Annotated in this window: 15 protein-coding genes and 1 pseudogene; all 16 read left to right on the top strand. The window is 54.6% G+C overall.

The features are described from left to right. Nucleotides 1-12: 12 nt before the first annotated feature. The 16 genes and pseudogenes from FIV00_RS22255 (at nucleotide 13) to FIV00_RS22180 (ending at nucleotide 16,767) form a co-directional block, all read left to right on the top strand. Entirely contained in the window at nucleotides 13-471 is a 459-nt protein-coding gene (locus tag FIV00_RS22255; protein ID WP_152502809.1) for a nuclear transport factor 2 family protein, read from the top strand. An 18-nt stretch (nucleotides 472-489) separates the two neighbouring features. Continuing rightward, nucleotides 490-933: an SRPBCC family protein gene (locus FIV00_RS22250; protein WP_152502808.1), complete on the top strand. Its 444-nt coding sequence runs from the start codon at nucleotides 490-492 to the stop codon at nucleotides 931-933. Between the two features lie 3 nt (nucleotides 934-936). Continuing rightward, nucleotides 937-1,740, top strand: a complete 804-nt coding sequence (locus FIV00_RS22245) for a xanthine dehydrogenase family protein subunit M (RefSeq protein WP_152502807.1) — start codon at nucleotides 937-939, stop codon at nucleotides 1,738-1,740. Beyond that, nucleotides 1,740-2,222 (top strand): (2Fe-2S)-binding protein, encoded by a 483-nt coding sequence (locus FIV00_RS22240; protein WP_152502806.1) that lies wholly within the window; start codon nucleotides 1,740-1,742, stop codon nucleotides 2,220-2,222. Before FIV00_RS22245 ends, FIV00_RS22240 begins: the two co-directional genes overlap by 1 nt. Continuing rightward, nucleotides 2,222-3,679 (top strand): annotated as a pseudogene (locus tag FIV00_RS22235) (xanthine dehydrogenase family protein molybdopterin-binding subunit); the annotation flags it as partial. The gene FIV00_RS22240 and the pseudogene FIV00_RS22235, both read left to right, overlap by 1 nt. A gap of 431 nt (nucleotides 3,680-4,110) precedes the next feature. Next, entirely contained in the window at nucleotides 4,111-5,133 is a 1,023-nt protein-coding gene (locus FIV00_RS22230) for a xanthine dehydrogenase family protein molybdopterin-binding subunit (protein ID WP_152502804.1), read from the top strand. Nucleotides 5,134-5,136: 3 nt separating this feature from the next. Next, entirely contained in the window at nucleotides 5,137-6,018 is an 882-nt protein-coding gene (locus FIV00_RS22225) for a MoxR family ATPase (RefSeq protein ID WP_152502803.1), read from the top strand. After that, nucleotides 6,015-7,118 carry a VWA domain-containing protein gene (locus tag FIV00_RS22220; RefSeq protein ID WP_152502802.1) on the top strand — a complete coding sequence of 368 codons (1,104 nt, stop codon included), beginning with the start codon at nucleotides 6,015-6,017 and terminating at the stop codon, nucleotides 7,116-7,118. The genes FIV00_RS22225 and FIV00_RS22220 overlap by 4 nt, the downstream gene beginning before the upstream one ends. Next, nucleotides 7,115-7,990 (top strand): amidohydrolase, encoded by an 876-nt coding sequence (locus FIV00_RS22215; RefSeq protein WP_152502801.1) that lies wholly within the window; start codon nucleotides 7,115-7,117, stop codon nucleotides 7,988-7,990. The genes FIV00_RS22220 and FIV00_RS22215 overlap by 4 nt, the downstream gene beginning before the upstream one ends. A 44-nt stretch (nucleotides 7,991-8,034) precedes the next feature. Further along, entirely contained in the window at nucleotides 8,035-8,883 is an 849-nt protein-coding gene (locus FIV00_RS22210) for an N-acyl homoserine lactonase family protein (protein ID WP_152502800.1), read from the top strand. 62 nt (nucleotides 8,884-8,945) lie between these two features. After that, entirely contained in the window at nucleotides 8,946-10,556 is a 1,611-nt protein-coding gene (locus FIV00_RS22205; RefSeq protein ID WP_152502799.1) for an isochorismatase family protein, read from the top strand. Between the two features lie 68 nt (nucleotides 10,557-10,624). Further along, nucleotides 10,625-11,347: an SDR family NAD(P)-dependent oxidoreductase gene (locus FIV00_RS22200; RefSeq protein WP_152502798.1), complete on the top strand. Its 723-nt coding sequence runs from the start codon at nucleotides 10,625-10,627 to the stop codon at nucleotides 11,345-11,347. A 1,706-nt stretch (nucleotides 11,348-13,053) separates the two neighbouring features. After that, nucleotides 13,054-13,566, top strand: coding sequence for a GNAT family N-acetyltransferase (locus tag FIV00_RS22195; protein WP_152502797.1), 513 nt, complete (start codon nucleotides 13,054-13,056; stop codon nucleotides 13,564-13,566). A gap of 89 nt (nucleotides 13,567-13,655) precedes the next feature. After that, nucleotides 13,656-14,093 carry a hypothetical protein gene (locus FIV00_RS22190; RefSeq protein WP_152502796.1) on the top strand — a complete coding sequence of 146 codons (438 nt, stop codon included), beginning with the start codon at nucleotides 13,656-13,658 and terminating at the stop codon, nucleotides 14,091-14,093. Next, complete coding sequence (locus FIV00_RS22185; RefSeq protein WP_152502795.1) at nucleotides 14,090-16,252, top strand: Hint domain-containing protein; 2,163 nt, start codon at nucleotides 14,090-14,092, stop codon at nucleotides 16,250-16,252. Before FIV00_RS22190 ends, FIV00_RS22185 begins: the two co-directional genes overlap by 4 nt. A 221-nt stretch (nucleotides 16,253-16,473) precedes the next feature. Further along, complete coding sequence (locus FIV00_RS22180; protein ID WP_152502794.1) at nucleotides 16,474-16,767, top strand: hypothetical protein; 294 nt, start codon at nucleotides 16,474-16,476, stop codon at nucleotides 16,765-16,767. Nucleotides 16,768-17,481: the final 714 nt, after the last annotated feature.

Below are 17,481 nucleotides of genomic sequence, written 5' to 3'. Positions count from 1 at the left end.
TGAGGAAAGACGATGAGTTTCCAGAAAACGTTTTGCGCACTTGGGATGATCTTCGGAACGTCCAGCGCATTAGCACAAGACCTGCCGCCACTCGAAATTCAGCCCAACGCGGAACGTGTGACCTTTGAACATATCGATGCACTGAACGCCTGCGACTGGAACCGGTTGATGGCGCAATATCCCGAAGAGGTTCTGTTCATTCTTCCAAATGGTGTCTGGATTGAAGGACGGCGCAACATCGGAGACGTTTTTGCCGGGTTCTGCAAATCTCGAGAAGAAGGTGGCTTTAAGGGCGCGACCTTCATCGCGGAAAAGGTCAAAACCATTGGCGACACAGTGAATGTCTCCTGGCGTGTCGAGGCAGACTATCTGGCTGAGCCCTACAAGGGGGCGGATGCATATGTCACGCGCGATGGGCTGATGTACGTGCAGGTCACGACTTTTGATCCAGCCGACATGAAATTCAAGTGAAAACAGAAAGTTAGCCTTGTGGTCAATGTTGTTCGCAGCACAATAGTGAAGGCACCGATCGAAGCCGTGTGGGATATCCTGCGCGACTTCAACGGCCACGACCGCTGGCATCCGGCAGTGGCGTCCAGCCAGATCGAGCGCGGCGGGAGCTCCGACAGGGTTGGGGCTGTCCGTCGTTTCAAGTTGAAGGACGGTTCAGAACTCAGGGAGCAGCTTCTGACGCTCTCTGATCTGGAACAGACCTTCTCTTACTGCCTTCTGGATACGCCCATCCCGCTTTTCAACTATGTCGCCCATGTCCGTCTGTCACCGGTCACGGACGACGACACCACGCTTTGGGAGTGGCAAAGCCGGTTCGATACCCCGGCGGGTCGCGACAAGGAGCTGGCAGCTCTCGTTGGCGATGAAATCTATGTGGCCGGCTTCAAAGCCGTATCGGACTTTATGGGACTGGAGGCGTAACAAATGGTGACGATTACAACAGTCGAAACGCTCCAGGAAGCAGCAGCAAACGGAGGCCAGGGAACTGCGTTCCTTGGCGGAGGTACCTTGCTCATGCGCGGTGTGAACTACGGCGATCAGGACGTTTCGCACATCGTGCGGCTACGGCAGCCCCAATGCCTTGCAGGCGTGTCGCTGGAGGGGGAACGTGTCCGGCTCGGAGCATGCGCGACCATGGCGACAATACTAAGATCCACCGATGTCGCTTTTTTGCACGCTGTGGCCCGTGCCGTTGGCGGGCCGGCGATCCGGAACATGGCGACAGTCGGCGGCAATGTCTATGCCCCGCATCCTTATGGAGATCTTGCGGTTGCGTTGCTGGCATTGGACGCAAAACTGCGCATGTCGGATGGCAGCGAAATGGAGTTGGAGCGTCTGCTCGCAACGCGCGACACGGAAACACGTCTGATTGAATCTGTTTCAGCTGTGCGTCCTTCCGGCGATGATTTCCGGTTTCTGAAAGTCACCCGTGTCAAACCGCGAGGGGCGTCAGTGCTCAGCATCGCTGCCTGGTTGCCGAGACGTGCAGGCCGCATTTCCGGCGCACGCATCGCATTTGGCGCGATGGCTCCTACGCCGGTTCGAGCGCCGACTGTGGAGGCCGCGCTCGAGGGCGCCAGTCTCGATCAAAATGGCATAGATCGCGCCCTTCAAAGCGTTGCCAACGACCTGAACCCGCCAGACGACAGTTTGGCCTCCGGTTGGTACCGCATGGAGGTCGCGCCCGTGCATCTCAAACGTCTTCTTCTCGGGCAGGGAACACGCTGATGTCCAAGACACCCGTACAGTTTTCACTCAATGGCTCCCCGTCAGCGGTTTTTGTCGATGACGCGCAGAACCTTCTTGATGTTCTAAGGCGCGGTGTTGGCGACTTGTCGCCGAAATACGGCTGCGGCCAGGGCACCTGCGGGTCTTGCACCGTGCTGATCGATGGTGAGCCGCATTTGAGCTGTCTGACGCTGGCCGAAACCGTTGAAGGCCGCGCGGTGGAAACCACAAATGGCCTGGCGACCGGCCCTCAGCTCCATGCGCTCCAGGAAGCCTTCATGGAAAATTTCGCGGCACAGTGCGGCTATTGCACGCCTGGAATGCTGATGGCTGCCAAGGCCTTGCTTGACCGGACCCCAAGGCCGAGCCGCGAAGAAGTTATCGAAGCCATTTCGGGCAACATCTGCAGATGTACCGGTTATGAACCCATAATCGATGCAATCATGGCCGCGAGCGGTCAACCGACACGGAGGACCGGTTGATGTCTTCCGTGGAGTTTCGCAAAGACCTTTTCAACGATGAACGTGACGACAATCTGCAGGAGATCGGCAAGCCGACACGCAGACAGGATATCCTGGGTCACGTAACGGGCCGCTCGCCCTACTATGACGACCACCTTTTTGATGGCCTCTTGCACATGCGGTGTGTGCGGTCTCCCCACCATCATGCCCGGATCAGGTCTATCGATACCGGCACGGCGGAACGCATGCCCGGCGTCATCAAGGTGGTTCTCGCCCGCGATGTTCCGAACAATCTCAACACCTTGCTGTCGTTGATCAATTTTGGCAAAGACGAAGAGAAACTCATACAGGATACCAAGGTTGCCTATATCGGCGAACCTGTCGCGGCCATCATTGCCGAAACCGACCGTCAGGCCCGCGACGCCTGCGCTGCGGTCAAGGTGGACTATGAGGTTCTTCCGCATGTTCTGGATCCGGAAGAGGCGCTTTCACCCGACGCTCCGGTTGTGAACGAGATCTATCCGAACAACACGTTCGACTACCACGACCTCTACGATCATCAGAAGCTCAGGTTCGGAGACGTTGAAAAGGGCTTTGCGGAGGCGGATCATATCGTCGAGGGCGAATATCAGATGTCGCCGATCGAACAGGCTCCGATCGAGACCTGCGGTGCAATTGCAGCGCCCGAAACCAATGACAGATACGTCTGTTATACCTCCACGCAAGCGCTGTTCTTCTCACTTGGGACCACTGCAAAGCTGCTGAATATGGCCTCGTCGCGGCTTCACTTCATCGGCGGAACAGTGGGTGGTGGTTTTGGCGGCAAGGTCGACAGCATTGTGGAACCACTGTCTGTCCTTGGTGCTGTATTGACCGGACGGCCTGTGAAGTTCATGTGGGACCGCACCGAGGAAATGCAGGTCGGAGCCCCGCGCGGCGCGGAGCGCTGGCGGATCAAGGATGGCGTTGCAAGAGATGGCCGCATTCTGGCTCGAGCCTTCACCGGTTTCTTCGATGCCGGCGCTTACACCCGGCTGTCTTCCTACGCGATCATCAAGTGCTCGGCGCATTTGCCGGGGCCTTACACCATCCCCAATGTGGCCTCGAACGTCTTTTGCGTCTTCACCAACCGCACGCCCGCGACCGCAATGCGCGGCTTCGGCATCACGGGTGTCGATTTTGCGATCGAGTGTCACATGGACAAGGTCGCGGAAACCGTCGGCTTGAACCCGATCGAATTGCGGATCCTCAATGCCTATCGCGACGGCGATATGAAGCCGCATCGCAGACTGGCAAAAAACACGGCCCTGATAGAGTGCTGTCAGGTCGCGGCGCAAAAGTCCGGATGGAGCATCGGGGCAGATGCCACACGGCAGTCTTCTCTCTTGGGCGGTGGGGGCTCAAGGGCGGAGATCCCGGAAACAGTTACCGACAGTGCGGGACGAATAGGAGAGCGGAGGCGCGCACCAGTCCCGACGGCCCCTGGAGAAGGCGCTGCCAGCAAGGGGCATGTTCGTGCCGGGACACAAGGTATTCCAATCGTTGCTGCTGCTCCTCAGGACGAAGACATGGTCATCGATCCGGCTCGCACAGGTTACCGGGGACCGGCTTCCACACCGACAAGCATACCTGATGCTGCCATGACGCAGGATCGTCCTCCTCCGCCTGCGGCAGCTCCACCGCCGGCAAGCCGGCCTGGCCCCGTGGCACCTCCAGGCAGTCCGCAATATCAGCAAGCGACGCCACCCCCTCCTGCAGCGCAGGCAGCTACTGAGCCTCCTGCTGCGCAACCCCCGGCAGCGCCGCAACCACCGGCACCACAGCCCTACAAACCGGAGAAACCATTTTCACGCGGTGTCAATCGGCCTGGCGTTTCCAGGTTCTTGTCCGGTTCAAGGAGACGCTGATCATGACTGTTCACAAGGGTCGTGGCTTTGCCTGCATCAATTACCCGATTGGCATGAACCTGGGTGGCGATCCGAGCCAGGCACTGGTCCATTCAACACCGGACGGAAAGTTCATGGTGTCCTTGTCCTCGATCGACCTCGGACAGGGCATGAAGTCGGTTACGCGACAGATCGCGGCAGAAACGCTCGGGGTTCCGGTGTCGGACGTCTATGTCGACACCGCCGACAGCGACACGGGTCCGCACTGCATGGGTTCCTTCGCATCCCGTGGCACGCACCGGGTCGGCAATGCCGTGATCCGGGCGGCAACGGAAGCTCGAAAGGCGTTGCTGGAAGCTGCCGCTGAAGAGCTGGAAGTCAACGCTTCGGACCTGGACACCGATGGTCAGGGAAACATTCACGTCAAAGGGGCTCCCAGTCGAACCATCACGGTAGCCGATACCGCAATTGCGGCGCAATTCAAGCAAGGGCGGACCTTGTCGGGCAGGGGAATTTTTCTGATCCCGCCCTCAGATGTTGACCCCGATACAGGTGAAATGACGCCGGTGTCGTGTTTTGCCCATGCCGCATTGGTTGTTGATCTGGAAGTGGATGACGAAACCGGCGAGGTAACCGTCAGGGAAATAAACTCGGCCTATGAAGTTGGCCGCGCGCTCAATCCGAGACTTGTCGAACAGCAACTGATCGGTGGGGCGTGGATGGGTGTTTCCCACGCACTCTATGAAACGACGGAACCCTACTATCCTGATCGCCGCCACGCTCCCGGAGACTTCAATGCCTATTTGATGCCCGGCCCGGGTGAAGTGGTCGATCACAACATTGCTGTCCTGGAACGACCCGCAGAAGACGCTCCTTTTGGCGGCAAGGGCCCCGGTGAAATGTGTGCCAATCCGGTACTGCCTGCCATTGCCAACGCCGTCTATAACGCTGTTGGCGTTCGTTGCGACACGTTGCCGATCACGCCGGAAAAGGTTCTGCGCGGATTGATCGCCAACGGTGGTGCCCGGCCGCAGGGAGTGCGTTGATCCATGCCCGTGAAGCCGTCCATCGTCGGAATTGACGGTCCAGACCGCCTGAGAGACGCGCTGAATGCCGCCCAGTATATTGCGGGCGACGACCTGTCGACGGCGGCTTACCTGGCTTTGGCCCTTGGCAAACCCTTGCTGCTGGAAGGAGCGCCTGGTGTCGGCAAGACGGAAGCCGCCAAGGCCATTGCCTCGGTGCTGAGCCGCCGCGTAGTGCGTCTGCAGTGTTTTGAAGGCATTGACGCAGCATCTGCTCTTTACGAATGGAATTACACACGCCAGATGCTCGCCATTCGCCAGGCGGGCGATGATTATATCAACATCTATGACGATCAGTTCCTGTTGCAGCGACCCATGCTGGAAGCGCTTCGCTCCCCGGATGATTGTGTTCTTCTGATCGACGAGATCGATCGGTCTGACCAGGAATTCGAAGCTTTTCTTCTGGAATTCCTGTCCGACTTTGCCATCTCCATTCCGGAAACAGGTACGGTGAGGGCACAGCGCCCTCCCGTGGTGGTTCTGACATCCAATCGGACGCGGGATCTGCATGAAGCGCTTCGGCGGCGCTGCGTTTATCACTGGATCGACTATCCGGATATTCATCTGGAGTCGCGGATCGTGATGGCACGGGCCAGCTCAGTCGCCGAAGCAACTGCTGCCGCCGTTTCAGCAGCGGTGGCCAAACTCAGGACAGAGCCGCTTGCCAAACCGCCCGGCGTTGCTGAAACCGTGGAATGGGCCGAGGCTGCAACTCTGCTTCATGATCAGGGGGCGACATGGCCGGAGGCGTTCCGGCGTGCGATCGGCGTCGCGCTCAAGGACCATGACGACCTGGCTTTCCTGGAAGAGCGTTTGGACAGCTTCATGCCGCAGGAGGCCGCATGACGCTTCCCACCGCGACCAGGCCATTTGTCGAGTTTCCAGCGATCCTTCGGGCGCACGGATTTCCTGTCGCACCGGATCAGACGATGGGTTTCGTTGAAGCCGTGGGCCTGCTGGGGCCGCGAGACATGCGCGATATCAGAAATGCGGCAATTGCCATGCTGTCCGTGCCCAGAGAGCGCCATGTTGAGTTCGATGCTTTGTTCCGGGCCTATTTCCTCGGTCAGGGTCTTGCCACCTCAATTGAAGATGAGGACGAGGAGGACGATCTCGAAGCCTTTGAGCCGACCGGAGCTCAGGTAGATGTTGAAGAGGGGGCGGAGGAAGACGAAGCCGGCGACCTTGCGACCTCCGCAGAGCTCCTGAGCTGCCGGCAATTCGTACCGGCAGACGCGGGTGATGCGCTGAGACATCTCGCGCGGCGTGCGGAAAGGGATCTGCCACGGCGCGTATCCTATAGGCGGAGTTTTTCGCAGCGTGGCGACCGCATCGATATGCGCAAGGCATTGAGACAGGCGTTGCGCCGGGATGGCGAGGTCCTCGACCTGCCGGTGACCCGCAGGAAAACACGACAGCGCCGTATTCTGCTTCTGGTGGATGTCTCCGGGTCTATGACGGACCAGAGCGAAGCGACAATGCGGTTTGCGCACGCGCTGACCCAAGCCGCTGATCGCGTGGAAACATTCACATTCGGGACCCGGCTGACGCGCATCTCGCAGTCCCTGCGTATCAGAAATGCCGATCAGGCTCTTCAAACGGTCGGCGCCAGCGTTGCAGATTTCGATGGCGGTACGCGCATAGGAGACGCGCTTCAGGCGTTTCTTTCAGTTCCACGATTTGCCGGTCAGGCAAGAGGTGCTGCCGTGTTGATCCTGTCAGATGGTCTGGAACGCGGAGACCCTGCAACGCTTGTTGAAGCGGTCCGAAAGCTGTCGCGCCTGTGTTGGCGCCTGGATTGGCTGACACCCCTTGCCGCAGACCCGCAATACGAACCGCGAACAGAAGCATTGTCGGCCAGTCTGCCCTATCTCGACAGCCTCGTACCGGGCGACAGGATCGAGGTGCTCTGTTCACATGTTCTCAGCCTATCGAGGTCTTCATGATCGATGCCCATCATCATATCTGGTTGCAGAAGGATCTTCCGTGGCTACTGGGTCCGGAACAACCACGCATTTTCGGCCCATATGAAGCAATCAAACGCGACTATCTTGTCGATGAGTTTCAGACCGACCTGAGCGGAACCGGGATAACCAAGTCGGTATACGTGCAGGCCAATTGGGCGCCCAACTGGTTTGAAGATGAAGTTGCCTGGGTGCAAACGGTTGCCGATGCTTCGGGCTGGCCTCATGGCATCGTGGGTTATGCCGATTTCACGGTCGAGGATGTCCGGCCGCAGCTGGACAGGTTGAAACGCTACCCACTCATGCGCGGATTGCGTCAGCAGCTGCACTGGCACGAAAACCCGCTCTATCGGTTTGCTGCCAGACCGGACCTGCCTGCCGACCCGCTGGTTCAAAAGAACATTGCATACCTGGCCGACTATGGCTGGAGCTTCGATTTGCAGGTGTTTCCTTCGCAAATGGATGATGCTGCGAACCTGGCGCAAAACTGTCCGGATGTTCAATTCGTGCTGATGCATGCGGGCATGCTGGAAGACACCAGCCAGAACGGCATCAAACTGTGGCGCAAAGGCATGAGGCGCTTGGCGGAGTGCGAAAACGTTGCGACCAAACTGTCGGCATTCGGCACCTTCATTCACAAGAATGATCCGGAGTTCATCGCCTTCATGATCAAGCAAAGCGTCAGCCTCTTCGGTGCTGAAAGATGCATGTTCGGATCGAATTTTCCGATCGAAAAACTCTGGACGACATACGGCGATCTCTTTGCTGCCTTTCAGGACGGGGCAAAGGGACTGACCAAGGCAAAAAGGCAGTCAATTTTCAACGATACGGCCGAACGGATTTACCGGCTTTAGCCGGTGTCTGCCGGGCGGTCTTTCATTCCATGGGAGTAATAAAAATGGCCCTTACCATTCACGTTCTGGACTACGGAGATATCGAGCTGGAGACATCGTTTCTCGTGCTCGGTCACGAATGCGGCCGGGTGCGCAGAGTGCCTGTCTATGGATTTCTGATCCTGGGCGGCACGCACCCGGTTCTCGTGGACACGGGCTATCGCGACAACGCGATCATGGAAAGCCTCGGTATGCGGGGCCTTCAGTTTCACGACAACATGATTGAGAACCAGCTTGCCAAACACGGTCTGAAACTTGGCGACATTCGCTACATCCTGCACACCCACCTGCATATCGACCATGCCGGTAAGGACGACAAGTTTCCGATGAACACCACCGTGGTTCTGAACCGGAAGGAAATGGAATTCTCCGTCTCCGGCATCATGTATCCGCAATATCCGAAGCCCGACATTCTGCACCTCGTCGAACGGATCTACGAACCGGAGGCAATGCGCTTTCTGGATCTGGAGATTACGGGTGCGGAAGAAATCATCCCAGGTGTCTGGTGTGAAGCCGCCGGTGCACACACCGAGGGGTCCATGAATGTCATTGTTGAAACCGCTGAAGGTCTCGCCTGCATCTGCGGCGATGTCATCTATGACTTCAACGACCAGATCGTGAACCACGTTTACACCAACAACTGGATGGAGCCCCGTGTGACCGGAAACCATGCCGGTTCGAAGCGAGAGGAAAAAGGCGCCATCAAGAAGCTCCTCAACAACTACACCTTCCTGCTGCCGGTGCATGACAAGCCCGCGAAAATTCAGAACCAGCAGGTGGTCGGGCGGCTCGGGATGAGTGTGCCGGGACCGATGACGGAAACCGTGCCGGAAAGGCAATGGTTTCCGATGTGATTGGAGCCGGTGAGAACGGCTTTGAAAGCCGCGCCGGCAAAGGGTGAAATTGGGAGGAGCCCATGGGCCACACTGTTGTTGACCCGAAATTCCGGGACCTGATGGACGAATTTGCTCCGGTCAATCAGATCGGGACAGGATTTGTGTTCACGGAGGGGCCGATCTGGCACCCGGCGGAGAAGTATCTCCTGTTCTCCGATATGCCCGGAGACGTCAGACGGAAATGGACGCCGGAAACCGGCGTGAGCGAATATTTGCGGCCCTCAAACAAGGGCAACGGCATGACCTACGACGCGGAGCTGAACCTTCTCGTTTGTGAACATGCGACAAGTTCCGTTGCCCGGTTTCGAACAGACGGCACCCGCGAGGTTCTTGCCTCTCACTTTGAAGGCAAGGAACTCAATTCACCCAACGATATTGTGGTCAAATCCGACGGGACAATCTACTTCACCGACCCGACCTATGGACGGCTTGAACATTTCGGTGTGCCGCGGCCTCTTCAGCAAGGGTTTCAGGGCGTTTACATGCTGCCTGCGGACCATCGGCCGGGCGATGAAGCGATCCTGGTGTCGGACCGTTACATGTTCACGCAGCCGAATGGCCTGTGTTTTTCACCCTGTGAACGGTGGATGTGGGTCAACGACACGGACCAGGCGAACATCCGGATGTTTGATGTCGGCGAGGATGGCCGGCTCAAGAACGGCCGCGTGTTCGCCTCGGGCATCAAGGACCCGCTCAAAGCCGGTGTTCCGGATGGCATGAAGGCTGATATCAATGGCAATGTCTGGGTGACGGCGCCAGGTGGCGTCTGGGTCTATTCGTTTGAAGGGCTGCTGATCGGCAAGGTGGACGTGCCCGAAATGGTGGCGAACCTCCATTGGGGCGGTGACGACTGGCAAACACTCTTTATGTGCGCCTGCACATCCGTCTACAGCGTCCAGACAAAAATCAGGCCGCGCAATGAGCCCTTCATGTACGCAACGCCAACAGCTGGCGGCGGCAATGCCCAACCAGGGGCACCGGTTGCGGCAACGGCAAATGCCGGAAACGATCTTCTGGTTTCGGCGTGCCCGGCAATCGACACGAAGAAAACGGCGCTTCTCATTCAGGACTTGCAAAACGACGTCATGATGGACGGCGGTGCTTTCGCTGAAACCGGTTCACCGCAACATGCACGCGACCAGAATGTCGTTGCCAACGCGATTGCGCTTGCGGAGGCCGCACGCCGAAAGGGCATGCCCGTCATTCACATTTGGATGGTCTGTGAGCCTGGCCACCCGCTTTTATCCCAACATGCGCCGCTCTTTCAGGGGTTGAAGGGAGAAAATGCCCTTGTGCGGGGAACATGGGGCGTTGCACCGGTCCCGGGTCTGGAACCGCGACCGGGAGACCTCGTATGTGAGAAGATGTCCATGAGCGGTTGGGAGACGTCGCGTCTTGAAAGCTATCTTCACCACGCCGGCATCGACACGATTATCAACACAGGATCCTGGACCAATATGAGCGTGGAACACACGGCCCGCACCGCGGCAGACAAGGGGTTTCAGGTCATTGTGCCGGAAGACGCCTGTTCCACCATGAATGCGGACTGGCATCGGGCTTCAATCAACTTTGCCATGCAGAACGTCGCCAGTGTGACCAGCACATCATCAGTGGTCTCGGCGCTGTCATGAGGATAGTCTCGCCATAAGGCCAAGCGACCGGATCATGGCGGCACGGGTGCTGCGTTCAGGAGATCATCATGCGAGAAATTGCGATTGTTACGGGCGGCGCCCAGGGCATAGGTCTGGCATGTGCCAAGCGCTTGCGGGAAAAGGGCGTTGAAATCGCATTGTGGGACATCGATGAAACTGTAGTGAATGCCGCAGCGTCAGAGATCGGCGCTGTTCCGATCTGCGCCGACATCTCCAATTGGGCCTCGGTCACAACGGCGATGGACGAGACCGTATCCAAGGTCGGCGAGCCCTCAATTCTGGTGAACTCGGCAGGGATCGCGGGCCCGAATGCGGTGATCGAAGACTACCCGCTGGAAGACTGGCGCCAGATTTTTGACGTCAACACCACCGGCTCATTCCACATGTTGAAGGCCGCTCTTCCGGGAATGAAGCAACGCAACTATGGGCGCATTGCCCTGATCGCCTCGGTTGCCGGCAAGGAAGGCAATCCCAACGCGTCCGCCTACAGCGCATCTAAAGCTGCGGTGATGGCTCTTGCCAAGAGCGCAGGCAAGGAATGCGCGTCTTTCGACATCGCCGTCAACGCCGTCACCCCGGCTGCCGCTCGCACGCGCATTTTCGATCAGATGAGCAAAGAGCATATCGACTACATGCTCTCCAAGATCCCGAGGAACCGGTTTCTGGAAGTCAAGGAAGCCGCCGACATGATCGCCTGGCTCTGCGACCGCGAAAACAGCTTCGCCACCGGCGCTGTGTTCGATCTATCCGGCGGAAGGGCGACTTACTGACGGATGTTGGAAAGCGTTTCAAAGGAACCGGCAATTGCGAGGATAAGGATCATACCGCAATCCGGTATTCTCATGGACAACGGACAACGCTCCAGGAAGCCAACCTCGGTCATTGAGACCGCGCGACCTCTGCCCGGGAAGTCTCAACGACTTTTTCAGAAGCCGGCGGTGAACAGTGGGCTGGTGCTGTGGACCGACGATTTTCTTACAAGTGTTGCCACGAATTAGTAGCGCTCCAGGTCTCATAAACTAGGGTCGTTTGAATGTAGACTCGTGCCCTCGCGTCAGTGTGGCATTTCAACTCAAAAGTGCGATCGGGCGCTTGTCAAAAGTTGCCAAGGCGTTAATCATTCGCGCTGTAACCTGTGAGAGACGTCTGGTCGATCGGGTTGGATAAGCCGGTCTCTTTGATAGGTAAAAAGGTTGCTTTTGGATGCGCTGACATAGGGCATGTGAGTTGTGGAAAGGGCAATCCAGCTATGGTGACAGTTCGGATTCATTTGCGGAAGTCTCTAAGCTCCCGGCTAGGGGAGCAAGTCAAATGCCTAACAATAGTTAGTGCAGCCTTATGTAATCCCGAGATCTCGATTGCGCTCGCAAAAACAAATGCATCAATCCGAATTGCAATCGATCGGACAAAGATTGGTGCTTTGGTATAAATTACGCGCCTGCGGGGCACCAATATAAAGCAGCATGAAATAAGCATGGGTGGTACTGTGAGAAAAGCTCAATAAAAATGTATACGGTTTCCTTCAAAAAAATATTAGATGGGTTTAAATTAGATTTTTTTTGTTATTGCAACAGTGTTTATTTTTCTAGTATTGGCATCGATGCTTTACATAGGTAATCCTTTGATAGCGTTTGGACCGGTGAATTTTATTGCAATTTTTCTAGTCGCCTACAGAATTAACCTCTCCAAGTTTATGACATTTTATGGATTTTTTTGGTCATATGCATATTTTTTGATTATCTTATTTGCAATTTTAGTAAACCTTATCTCTGAATTACTAAATTTGACACTAATTTCAGCATTTATTGTATTTTACGCAGCTATTTGCGTTTTCATGTCATGCATTTGTTTTAATAAGCGGAATTTCAACTTTTTAGACTTACCAAAAAAAGTTTTTAACAAAAACAGATTGATAGCTCAGTTGTGGGTTAGCGTTATTTTCTTTTTGATGCCGATATTTTTGCTTTACTTATTGAAAATTTTCTATCCATTAGAATTGAAAATTGATGAATTAAATTCAAAAGGTATTTTTGCTCTATTTTTATTGGGAGATTTTTCTAATTATTTTTCCTATTTGGTATCAAGCTCGCTCGCTTTTTGGTTTTACTCTCCATTCTACTATGCAGTCTATGTAAATACTGCGCGTTACATCAAAAACGCTAAATCAGAAAGTGGCTAGTCATACGTTTCAACTCAAAAGAGTTTTTACGTGCTTGTCAAAAATCACTAAGGCGTTAATCATGGGCGCTGCAACCGGAGAGAAGCGTCCGGTCGTTCAGGGTGAATGGGCGGTTTTTTGATTGGCCAAACACAGCGCTGTTTGAGGTGCTGAAATGGGGCAGGTGAATTGCAGAATGGGCATTTGAGCTCCGGCGATCATTCGTGCGTGTCTGAGGTGGTATCTCAGCTACCAGAAGAGGCTTTGCCGCCGGATGACCCTGGGCAAGTCGGTGGAGTTTAATCCGGGCAAGCGCCCGTGTCCCCGCGTCCAAAATCAAACATGACCGTGCGGCTTGCCAATGGGTCTGAGAGCGATTGTCGTGCCGGAGTGTTTCTGGCGCAGGAAGCGCATCGAAACACGATCTTTCGCGACATTCCGTTTTCAGAAGACAAGGCACGGGCGGTCTTCGAGAAGGCCATAGCAGAACCGGGCCGGTTTGGCTTGATCTACGCCGTCCCAAGCGATGATGAGCTGCTTTCGGAAGACGGCCTACACGGCTTTGCCTCGGTGCATGCTGGCGAATACTTCTTAGGCACCGGCGCTTTAATTGCGACGGTGCAGACGCTGAACATTTCCCGGAGGCTTACCGGCACGATGCTTGGTGGGAAAGTGGCACTTCGATTGGTGCAGGCAGTGCGCCACTGGGCCAAGGAGCGAGGCTGTGCGCATTTTATGGTGCATGTGACGAACGGTGACAACGCGGAAGAGGCTGACAGGTTCTTCCGGCGATGTGGGATGGTGACTGTTGGGGGGAATTACTTGTCATGATTTAGTTCTTTTTAGAAAGAACTCAAAGTCGAGCAATTTTCGAGTATCAGCTAAATCAGACGCTGAAGGGACGAGCATAGGAGCAACGATTGAAAGTAGAACTAAGAAAATGGCTAAAATTCACTTTCCTGGTTGGCGTTGTCTTGTTTTTTGTGTCTCTATTTTATTTGATTCCTGCGTTGATAGATCAACATTCGCCAGTTCATCTCGCCGCTCAAAGTTGTGACGAAGTTAAACTTGAAGAGAAGTTCTGTGAACAAAGATATTTCGACGATGGATTGATAAGACTTTCCGTCAGATCCAATAGTTCAAATAATTGCTGTTTAGTTCAAAGAGAAAATTTGGATACAGGGAATCTATCTTTCAGAATTAAATTATGCGCCAAAGACTCAAGAAAAGAACTTAATTGCAGAAATTATCAAGGTTACGGAAGTGAAGATTATTGGATTATCGATGGTGAAAGAGTTTATCTAGATCGAAATTGGCCAGGTAATATTATTAATTCCTCTACTTGGGAAGTAAAATGACTGACTATGCTATTCCAATCGTTTGGACTAACTATCCAATTGCTACGCCGTCAGGCCCTGCGGTAGGTGGTCTCGGTCACGCCGGTGTTGTGATCGTTCAAGGTTCAACTGGCAATACTAGGTATTTTGAGTTTGGAAGATATGGTCGGGATGAGAAAGACAATCCGATAGGAAAAGTGCAATCACATGGTGTTTCAGACTTAAGAATAGTCGATGGAAAAATCGACGGTACGAGCTTCCAAAACATGGTGTCTCGGCTGAATGAAGTTGCGGGAAAAGGGACACCAGCTACCGGTACTATCCTTCCATTGGACGAGGGCGGTTATCAACGGGCACTAGAGTTTGCAACTCGCGCTTTGAGGGATGCCGACGGAACATTGGGTCCGTATAGTTGGGAGTTTGACAATCATTGCTATTCATTCGCCAAAGCGGTAGCTGCACACGGCGGTTCTTGGATTGATTGGTTTGATGGGTTCGGACCGTTCGACAATATTCCCACAGGCGCAATGTTGAACTTGATGTCCGCCAAAGGGGGTTTTGTAGTTGGTAGTCACAAGGACGTTTTGATTGGAAGCGCCAATAGCTATATCTCTGCGCTTCCGGATAAATGCTTTTCCGGATCTACAAGCATCCTAACAATTGATGACGAGATTAAGCCGATACGCAAAATCTGTATTGGCGACGTTGTCCTTTCTTTTGATCCTTTTGCAGATTTTGGCCGTGGTTTCTTGGTTCCCAAAAAGGTCGTGCGGACTTTTACGAACATTACGGAGGAATGGCTCCGGCTGACGTGGGTTGAGGATGGCGCGGAGCGCGAACTTGTCACCACGCCTTCTCACCAGTTTTTGGCGACTCATGGTGGTTTCCGGGAGATTGAGAGCCTTGTTTCGGGCGGCAAGGGCAGGGTTGTTCTGGCTGACGGGTCTGAGGCAGAGGTTACATCCGAGCGTATTGTTTATTGCGCAGCAACGGCCGACATGTTCGAGCAGGCGGAAGGATACGCCTATCCGGAGAATGGCAATCTCGCGCTGAAGCCGGTCTTTAAGCAAGGCTGGAAGACCTACAATTTCGAGGTTGAGGATTTCCATACCTATGTCGCCGGCGGTGTCCGTGTTCACAACGATTCCTGGAACGATGGCGCGGGTTTTGAGTTCCAAAAGGAGGATTACGGAACCGGAAATGCATACGCCATCACTGATCTTGAAGGTATCGTTCCGGTCAACGGATATGCGGTAACTGCCTACAGGCTCTCGCAAAACAGTTCCTACGATTCAATGCCTCAGGGCCGCGCGGAAGCGGTTGCATTTGGCGCGGCGGCAGAAGGGGCAAGCAATCGCCAGGTCAATGCAGCCTCTTGGAGTGAATACAAGGCAAAGAGTACGGAGGGTCTCAGCGACAAGGCTGCTGCAGCCTGGACCACTGCGCATTGGAGCGCGAAAGAGTTCTCGCGTTTCGAAGCTTCCATCAAACATGGCCGCGATCAAGGCCGTGAAGTTGCAAAGCAGATTAATGACCAGAACGACCGCAATTCTGGTCGCGATAGTGAGGGCTCGCGTGCAGATTCGAGCCGGTCAAGTAATCCTGCTGATCGTGGGATTGGTCGTGGGGATTATGACAATGACGGTGAGGTAAGTGCCCGGGAATTCCGTCGTGCGGAAAATGAAGGGCAATTTGAAACTGGCAACAAGGCGAAGAACAACGACAGCGACGGCAATTCCGGCGGCAATGGCGGATCTGGCGGCAAGCCTGTGCTGCTTGATCTTGACGGCGATGGTTTGGATGTCACGGCCTTGGACCGCTCCACCATATTCCTCGACACGGGTGGGGACGGGTTCTTGCGCCGGACGGCGTGGGCGGACGCTGGAGACGGCGTCCTTTTTTATGATCCGGACGGACGTGACGGGATTACGGAAAAACGTCAGTTTGTCTTTACCGAATGGGACCCGACGGCAACGAGCGATCTGGAAGCGCTGGCCTCTGTGTTCGACAGCAATTCCGACGGCGTTCTGGATGCGGGCGATGCGGAGTTCGGCAAGTTCAAGGTTCTGGTGACGCTGGCGGATGGCTCGACGGTGGCCAAGACGCTGGCCGAGCTTGGCATTACGGCGATCGACCTGACGGCGGCGGCGGCCAATTCAGACCTCCGCCTAGCGGCATGAAGCCAATCGGTTTCAAATAGCATTTACGCTACAAATATTGCCGCTGCGTCAGTGTGTCATTTCAACTCAAGAGTGTTTTTACGTGCTTGTCAAAAGTCACTAAGGCGTTAATCATGGGCGCTGCAACCGGAAAGAGGCGTCCGGTTGATCAGGGTGAATGGGCCGGTCTTTTGGCCGGTCATTCAAAGCGCGGCTGGGTGCGCTGATATGGGGCAGGTGAGTTGCGGAACGGACGTTTCAAATCCGATGACAAGTCGGGTGCATCTGAAGGGGAGCTTCGGGTGCCGGATGTGCTGCCGAGCAAGCAGATGCCGTCTGGTGGCGGCGCGACTGAGCACAGGGCTTTGTCTTCAGCACCAGGATCAAACATGACGGTTCGTCTCGCGAACGGATCGGAGAGCGACTATCGCGCCGGGGTGTTTCTGGCGCGGGAAGCACATCGAAACACGATCTTTCGCGATATCCCGTTTTCAGAAGACAAGGCACAGTTAGTCTTCGAGAGAATGACAAGTTAACTCGACCAATTCATGAAATTCTCTTGGATTGGTCACTTTATTTATTATTTAGAATAACGGGAAGTTTAATGGAGATGTATAACTGTGAATGGTGGCTCTATTTTCTTTATTATTCTGTATATATGATATTACTATTTTTGTTTATTATTTATAATAAAGAAGCTTTATTTAATATATATTTAGCGTTTTCAGAAAAGAAGCCAAAGACGGTATTTTTCTTTCTTTTTTTATTAATTTTTCCGCTTCTGGGTGACGTCTTCGTCAAAAAAATGAGTTCACTGGTCTGTGGGGGCTAAGGCTATGGGCGAAGTTGCTACAACTGGATGGTCGATCACCGGTGGAGTAGGTGCATTTTCATTTACAACTGGCTATCTTTATCATGATGGAACAACCTACTCAGTAGGTTCGGGACAGTTTGCGTATGGTGGCGTCCCAGTTCCGAAAACAAGCTTTACGTTTGGCTTGTGGGCTTCGCGGATCAATTCTCGATACACGCCGGAAGAAATCGAAGGCGTGGCAATGGATTTCGATGCCGTGCTAGGGCTTGGTCCTGGCATTTCGGTGGGAACAAATGGGGCTACGGTTGGTAGGGCAAACGTAGGCCTGGGATTTAGTATTGGCCCGTCATACACGGTTGTTAGTGATCCGTTTTCTGCTTTGCCCACATTGCCTTCGGGTTCCGTCTCATCAATGCGCTCAACTGAGCAAATTGGT

The sequence above is a fragment of the Labrenzia sp. THAF82 genome (assembly GCF_009363435.1).
Taxonomy (GTDB): domain Bacteria; phylum Pseudomonadota; class Alphaproteobacteria; order Rhizobiales; family Stappiaceae; genus Roseibium; species Roseibium porphyridii.
The sequence above is the reverse complement of the archived record's forward strand: the minus strand, read 5'-3'. Positions and strand labels throughout refer to the sequence as shown.

Bases quoted from the DNA above. Each gene is read 5' to 3' on its own strand.
- FIV00_RS22255 (WP_152502809.1), top strand. From the start codon at position 13: ATGAGTTTCCAGAAAACGTTTTGCGCACTTGGGATGATCTTCGGAACG.
- FIV00_RS22245 (WP_152502807.1), top strand. From the start codon at position 937: ATGGTGACGATTACAACAGTCGAAACGCTCCAGGAAGCAGCAGCAAAC.
- FIV00_RS22240 (WP_152502806.1), top strand. From the start codon at position 1,740: ATGTCCAAGACACCCGTACAGTTTTCACTCAATGGCTCCCCGTCAGCG.
- FIV00_RS22230 (WP_152502804.1), top strand. From the start codon at position 4,111: ATGACTGTTCACAAGGGTCGTGGCTTTGCCTGCATCAATTACCCGATT.
- FIV00_RS22225 (WP_152502803.1), top strand. From the start codon at position 5,137: ATGCCCGTGAAGCCGTCCATCGTCGGAATTGACGGTCCAGACCGCCTG.
- FIV00_RS22220 (WP_152502802.1), top strand. From the start codon at position 6,015: ATGACGCTTCCCACCGCGACCAGGCCATTTGTCGAGTTTCCAGCGATC.
- FIV00_RS22215 (WP_152502801.1), top strand. From the start codon at position 7,115: ATGATCGATGCCCATCATCATATCTGGTTGCAGAAGGATCTTCCGTGG.
- FIV00_RS22210 (WP_152502800.1), top strand. From the start codon at position 8,035: ATGGCCCTTACCATTCACGTTCTGGACTACGGAGATATCGAGCTGGAG.
- FIV00_RS22205 (WP_152502799.1), top strand. From the start codon at position 8,946: ATGGGCCACACTGTTGTTGACCCGAAATTCCGGGACCTGATGGACGAA.
- FIV00_RS22200 (WP_152502798.1), top strand. From the start codon at position 10,625: ATGCGAGAAATTGCGATTGTTACGGGCGGCGCCCAGGGCATAGGTCTG.
- FIV00_RS22185 (WP_152502795.1), top strand. From the start codon at position 14,090: ATGACTGACTATGCTATTCCAATCGTTTGGACTAACTATCCAATTGCT.